8 protein-coding genes and 1 pseudogene are annotated in these 6139 nt (G+C 70.4%); 1 reads left to right on the plus strand and 8 read right to left on the minus strand.

Annotated features, from left to right (window positions below; translation table 11 throughout):
• Positions 1–694, minus strand: a pseudogene (locus ACESL7_RS11785) (hypothetical protein); the annotation flags it as partial.
• Positions 695–842: 148 nt separating this feature from the next.
• Here ACESL7_RS11785 and ACESL7_RS11790 point away from each other — a divergent pair.
• A complete protein-coding gene (locus ACESL7_RS11790; RefSeq protein WP_372893517.1) occupies positions 843–1412 on the plus strand; it encodes an LOG family protein in 570 nt (189 codons plus the stop codon).
• On the opposite strand, the gene rarD is transcribed toward ACESL7_RS11790, so the two are convergent.
• The 7 genes from rarD to ACESL7_RS11825 form a co-directional block, all read right to left on the minus strand.
• A complete protein-coding gene (gene rarD, locus ACESL7_RS11795; protein ID WP_372893518.1) occupies positions 1298–2245 on the minus strand; it encodes an EamA family transporter RarD in 948 nt (315 codons plus the stop codon). The two genes, ACESL7_RS11790 and rarD, sit on opposite strands and share 115 nt — an antisense overlap.
• A 62-nt stretch (positions 2246–2307) precedes the next feature.
• The gene (locus tag ACESL7_RS11800) at positions 2308–2760 is read right to left on the minus strand and encodes a baeRF12 domain-containing protein (protein ID WP_372893519.1); all 453 of its coding nucleotides are present in this window, start codon (positions 2758–2760) and stop codon (positions 2308–2310) included.
• Entirely contained in the window at positions 2757–2975 is a 219-nt protein-coding gene (locus tag ACESL7_RS11805; RefSeq protein ID WP_372893520.1) for a hypothetical protein, read from the minus strand. The genes ACESL7_RS11800 and ACESL7_RS11805 overlap by 4 nt, the downstream gene beginning before the upstream one ends.
• A gap of 62 nt (positions 2976–3037) precedes the next feature.
• The gene (locus tag ACESL7_RS11810; protein WP_372893521.1) at positions 3038–3541 is read right to left on the minus strand and encodes a hypothetical protein; all 504 of its coding nucleotides are present in this window, start codon (positions 3539–3541) and stop codon (positions 3038–3040) included.
• 187 nt (positions 3542–3728) lie between these two features.
• Positions 3729–4328: a superoxide dismutase gene (locus ACESL7_RS11815; RefSeq protein ID WP_372893522.1), complete on the minus strand. Its 600-nt coding sequence runs from the start codon at positions 4326–4328 to the stop codon at positions 3729–3731.
• 95 nt (positions 4329–4423) lie between these two features.
• Positions 4424–4990 (minus strand): sarcosine oxidase subunit gamma, encoded by a 567-nt coding sequence (locus tag ACESL7_RS11820; protein ID WP_372893523.1) that lies wholly within the window; start codon positions 4988–4990, stop codon positions 4424–4426.
• Positions 4983–6139 (minus strand): glycine cleavage T C-terminal barrel domain-containing protein (locus ACESL7_RS11825; RefSeq protein WP_372893524.1); only part of this gene is annotated, 1157 nt, incomplete at its 5' end. The genes ACESL7_RS11820 and ACESL7_RS11825, both read right to left, overlap by 8 nt.

Genomic DNA, 6139 nt, shown 5'->3' on the forward strand with positions numbered 1-6139 from the left:
CGGTGGCCGGCCGCTCGGCGTCCGGGGTCGCGGCAACGCGGTCGGGGGCGGCTGCAGCGGCATCCGGCGCCTGCGCACCGGGGGCTTGGTCCCCTGCCGCCACGGCGAACCGGTCGGGATCGTCCACTTCGCCATGGTCACGCGTCGATGTGGCGCGCCCGGTGCCTTGAGCGGCGTCGGAGGCGGCACGGGCGGGCGGCCCGGACTGCTCCGTCCCTGCAAGGGCGTCGTCCGCGATGTCCGGCCCAGAGGCAGGCGGGCTGACGATCACCTGATCGTCCGACGGCACGGGAGCCCCGTCGCCCAGCATCTCGAGCATGAGCACGCGCGGCGCGTCACGCAGGCCGAGCGAAAGAAAACTGACGAAGGCCCCGGATCCATCGGCCCGGGCGCGCGCCACCTCTTCCCCGTCGAGCAGGATCGCCACCTCCGATCCCGGTGCGGTGCGGCCGGCGATCTGCGCGGCGCCGTCGGGCTCCACACGCACCAGATCGAAGGCAGGCGGCGCAGGCGGCGCGTCCGGGACCGGCGACGGCTGCGGCGCGGCAGACTGTTCCGAAGCCGCCTGATCGCTCGCGGCGTCCTCGGCCGGGGCCGACCCTGTCACGGCCGGCGGATCGGGCGGCGGTGCGGCCTCATCGGGCGCGAGGAGCCCCGCGGCATAGAGGCCGACGACGAGCGCGAGCCCGCCCACGACGGCCCCCGCGGCCAGGGTCGCCCCCGCTGGCAGCCCGCTTGTCATGCTCATTGTTCGCCGTCGCCCTGCACGCGCTTCCGGAAGGTTGAGCGACACTATCAACGCCGCTATCAGGGGTCAAAGCCGCATGAGCCCGTGACGAGGCATGTCCCGATATTCCATCTGCGTCTACTGCGGCGCCCGTGACGGCGCCGATCCGCACTTCGCCACCGAGGCGGACGCGCTCGGCCGCGCCATCGCGCAGGAGGGCTGGCGGCTCGTCTACGGCGCCGGCGATGTCGGGCTCATGGGGCGCGTGGCGCAGGCGGCCGACGCCGCGGGCGGCGCGACCCTCGGGGTCATTCCGCGTCATCTGGTCGAGGTGGAAGCGATGCACGGCGCGGAGCGCCATGTCATCACCGAGACGATGCACGAGCGCAAGAAGGTGATGTTCATGAACTCCGACGCGGTCGCCGTGCTGCCGGGGGGCGCCGGATCGCTGGACGAGTTCTTCGAGGTGCTGACCTGGGCGCAGCTCGGGCTGCACGGCAAGCCCATCGTGCTCGTCAACGTCGCGGGCTATTGGGACCCGCTGCTCGCGCTTCTCGATCACGTGGTCGCTCAGGGCTTCGCCGCGCCGTCGCTGCGCGGGCTGGTCACGCCTGCGGACTCCGCCGAGGCCGCCCTCGCCGCGCTGCGCGCCGCCCTCTCCCGGCCGAGCGCGGCGAGCGAGTAGAGGGCGAGCGCCGCCCAGATCAGCGGGAAGGCCACGGCGTCCCAGGGGCCCACGCCCTCGCCGAAGACGAGCACGGCGACCAGGAACTGCAGGGTCGGGTTCAGGTACTGCACCAGCCCGACGGTCGCATAGGCCACCCGCCGCGTCGCATAGGCGAAGAGCATGAGCGGCGTCGCCGTCAGCGGGCCGGACAGCATCAGGAGCAGGCTGTCGGCGAAACCGGCGCCGAACGCGCCCCCGTCGCGGTGCACGGCCCAGAGGATGACGAGCGCCACCGGCGCGAGCAGCGCCACCTCCGCCGTCACCGAGGTCACCGGCCCCACGGCGAGGCGCTTCTTCATCACCCCGTAAAGCCCGAAGGTCCCGGCGAGCGCGAGGGATATCCAGGGCGCCACCCCTTCGCCTGCGGCGAGCACCGCCACCGCCGCGGCTGCGAGCGCCACCGCAACCCATTGCGCCCGCGTGAGCCGTTCGCCGAAGGCGACGAGGCCGAGCAGCACCGCGACAAGCGGGAAGATGTAGTAGCCGAGGCTCGCCTCGGTCGCGCGTCCGGTCTGCACCGAGAAGATGAAGAGAAACCAGTTCGTCGAGATGAAGAGCGCGGCGGCGAGGATGCGCAGGATCTTCCCCGGCCGGTCCAGCGCCGCGGCCAGCCCGCCGAGCCGCCCCTGCACCGTCAGCACGGCCACGAAGAAGACGAGCGACCAGAGCGTGCGATGCGCCAGCACCTCGAGCGGTGGCACATGGTCCAGAAGCTTGTAGTAGAGCCCCGAAAGCCCCCAGATCGTGCAGGCCGCGACCATGGCCGCGACGCCGCGTGCCGGCCCGGTCATGCCGCCCGCTCCCCGTCGTCACCCGCGCGCTCTGCCCGCGATCGGCGCCGGGTGCAAGCGGATCAGCCGTCGAGCTCTTTCGACAGCACCTGCTCGATCTCGTCGCGGGGGTGGTTGGTGAGCTCCTTGCGCACTTCGCCGACGACGCGGTCCGCGACCTCCTTGTGCATCTTGGTCCTGAGCTCCCCCAGCACACGGGCCGGCGCGCAGAGCACGATGCGCTCGAACTTGTGCGCATGGGCCATCCGGTAGAGCAGATCGGCCAGATCGTTGGCGAAGCGCGCCTCCTCCAGCCGATGCCAGTCGGTCTCCTGCAGGGCGGACAGCTGCTGCACGCCGGTATCCTGCATCCGGCCCGGCCGGTCGGTGCCCTGTTCGTGCGTCGCCGGGTTGTCCTGCGACTCCTGGCGGACGACCTCGAGATTGGGGTTCTCGGCATCCGTCAGGTTGCGCAGGAACAGCGCCTTCTCGCCATCCGCGACGAGAACCCATGTGCCGTTGGTCAAGACGCTCATTCGGACTGTTCTCCACTCTCGCTTTCGTCCTTGTCGGCGCCGCGCACGCGCGTCGCGCCGGCCGGCCGCTCGGTCGCGCGCTTTTCCTCGTCCCGCGCACCGATCTTGCGGGCGAGCCGGCCCTGGTCGCGTCCCTGCTGCGAGACGCCACCCCGCGCCAGCGGCAACTCTTCCGTTTCGCGGCGCATGTCCTTTGATCGCTTGCGTTCGGCCATGATGCAACTCCTTTCGATCGTATCCGGGCTCCGGGCCCACGGCGCGTGGTCCCCGCGCGGCCTCAGCCCTGCCGGTCGTCCACGACGACGTGCACCTCGCCGCCGATCTCCTGCACGGCGGCGATCACGTCGGCCACGTCCTGATCCGCGCTCTCGAGCGCATCGACGATCATCTCGTGATCCTCGATCGCCCCGCGCATCGCCGCGATGTCGTCCGAGCGGATGTCGACCGCCTCGTCGAGCACCTCGACCTGTTCCTCTGTGCGGCCCTCGAGCCGGGTCAGCCGCACCACCTCGACGTCGGCGGTGTCGTGCACCGTGTCGAATTCCGTCGGCGCGCCATCGCCGGTCTGCAGAAGCGAGACGACACCGGCCCAGTTCTCGACACCGCGATAGGCCGCGCCGGTCCCGGTGCCGGGTTCGGTGTCCGCGCCGGGCAGCGTGCTCGTCGTCTCCTCGTCCGAACCGGACATGGTGTCGCCGCTGTCCGTGCTCTGCGCCGCGGCGGGCAGGCCCAGGCCAGCCGCGATCAGCGCCGCCGCGAGCGGTGTTGCAATGCGTTTCATCACTCCGGTCCTTTCCTGTTTCGAACGGGCCCGGTCATCGGGCACCCCTCGTGGAAACGGGCCGGGGCCGATCCGGTTTCATGCCCGCGGCCACGGTGCCCGCGGCCACGGTGCCCCCGCCCCGGTGCACACGAAAAACCCCCGGAGCAGGTGCCCCGGGGGTCAGGTCGTTCGGATGCGGTCGCCCTCACATGCGGGAGGCGACGTTCTCCCAGTTCACGAGCTTGTCGAGGAAGTTCTTCAGGTAGACCGGACGCTTGTTGCGGAAATCGATGTAGTAGGAATGCTCCCACACGTCGCAGCCCAGAAGCGCGGTCTGACCGAAGCAGAGGGGGTTCACGCCGTTCTCGGTCGAGGTGACCTTGAGGCTGCCGTCGCTGTCCTTGACGAGCCAAGCCCAGCCGGAGCCGAACTGCCCGGCGCCCTTGGCGGCGAAGTCTTCCTTGAACTTGTCGACGGAGCCGAAGGCCTCGGTGATCGCCTTTTCAAGCTCGCCGGGCATGCCGGTGCCGCCGGGCGCCATCATTTCCCAGAACTGGGCGTGGTTCCAGTGCTGGCTGGCGTTGTTGAAGATGCCGTTCTGCGCGACCGCGCCGGCCTGATAGTTGCCCTTGACGATCTCCTCGAGGGCCTTGCCCTCCCACTCGGTGCCGGAGATGAGCTTGTTCAGGTTGTCGACGTAGGTCTTGTGGTGAATGTCGTGGTGGTATTCGAGCGTTTCGCGCGACATGCCGTCGTCGGCGAGCGCATCGTGCGCGTAGGGAAGCTCGGGAAGTTCGAAGGCCATGGACTGCACCCCTCTGTGATATGTTGTCGACCGCTATGGCGCGTAGATGTGTCTGACGCCGCCGCCCCGTCAACCCCTCTGCCCGGCGGGCGGTTTCACGGCCAGCCGACCTCCGCGCCCTCGGCGGAGGCCTTTTCGAGCAGATCGAAGGCATAGCGCGCGACCGAGCGGAAGCACATGAGCCGCAGCCGCCCCTCCTCGGGCATCCAGATCGCGGCCGGAACCTGCGCCAGCCGGGTGCGCCGCATCTCGCCCGGGCCGAAGGCGGCGACGTCCACCGGCGCGAGCTTCGCGATCACCTCGCGCACAGCCGCGCCTGACAGTTCGAAGACCGCCCGCGCGTCCGAGACGTCCGCCACCAGCACATGCGCCCCGGCGAGCGCCGCGTCGAGGGCCGTGGCGAGCTCGGGCGCGTCCGCGTAGGCGCAGAGCAGCAGCACCTCGTCCGGCGACATCCAGGCGAGCGCCACGCGGCCCGTCTGCACGATGCCGCGCACGTCCGGAAGCTCGCCCCCCGTCGCGTCGGCGAGCGCCTGTCCGAGGCTCTCGCCCTCCTCCGACAGGTCGCCCCGGATCGAGATCATGCCCTGCGGCGGCAGTTCGGCCACCGTGACATATCCCTCGGCGCGGGCGCCGCCCAACGCGCTCGCCGGTTCAGACATCCTGCTTCGTCCCTTCCTTGTCGTAGAAGACGGGTTCCACGATCTTCGCCGTCACCACGGTGCCGTCCACCTTCGGAAACTCCAGCACCTCGCCCATGCGCTCGGGGCCGCGGTGGACGAGGCCCATGGCGATGCCCCGCCCGAGGGTCGCCGAGTAGTAGGTCGAGGTCACGCGGCCCTGCGTGTTGCGCTGCCCGTTGGCGTTGGTGCCCGGCGCGGTGGCGTAGGCGCCGTCGGGCAGGACGGAGCCGTCCTCCGTCTCGAGGCCGACGAGCTTCCACCGCTCGGGGTCGGCCATGTGGCTGCGCTGTTGCGCGCGCTTGCCGATGTAGTCGTCCTTCTTCTTCGAGATCGCCCAGTCGAGGCCCAGGTCCTGCGGGATCACGGTGCCGTCGGTCTCGTCGCCGATCATGATGAAGCCCTTCTCGGCGCGCAGGACGTGCAGGCATTCGGTGCCGTAGGGCATCACGCCGAACTCCTGCCCGGCCTCGAAGATCGCGTCCCAGAGCGCACGGGCGTGGTTCGCGGGCACCGCGATCTCGTAGGAAAGTTCGCCCGAGAAGGAGATGCGGAAGACGCGGACGGGGACGCCCGCGAGCGTGCCCTCGGTCCAGCCCATGAAGCTCAGCGCCTCCTTCGAGACGTCGAGGCCGCCGAGCTTCTCCAGCACCTTGCGCGCGTTCGGCCCGACGACGGCGATCTGGCCCCACTGCTCGGTGACGTTGAGGGTCCAGACCTTCCAGTCCCACCACTCGGTCTGGATCCATTCCTCCATGTGCGCATGCACGCTGTCCGCGCCACCGGTGGTGGTGTGGCAGAGGAAGGTCTCCTCGTCGAGCCGCGCCACCACGCCGTCGTCCATCAGGAAGCCGTTCTCGCTGCACATCAGGCCGTAGCGGCAGCGCCCCGGCTTCAGGGTGCTCATCATGTTGGTGTAGAGCATGTCCATGAAGCGGCCCGCGTCCGGCCCCTTGACGAGGATCTTGCCGAGCGTCGAGGCGTCCAGCATGCCGAGGGCGTCGCGGGTGTTCTTCACCTCCCGGTTCACCGCGTCGGCGCGGCTCTCGCCCTCGCGGCGGTAGGTGTAGGGCCGCCGCCACTGGCCCACCGGCTCCCAGTCGGCGCCGTGCGCTTCGTGCCAGTCGTGCA

The organism is Rhodosalinus sp. (genome assembly GCF_041685465.1).
Classification (GTDB): Bacteria; Pseudomonadota; Alphaproteobacteria; order Rhodobacterales; family Rhodobacteraceae; genus Rhodosalinus.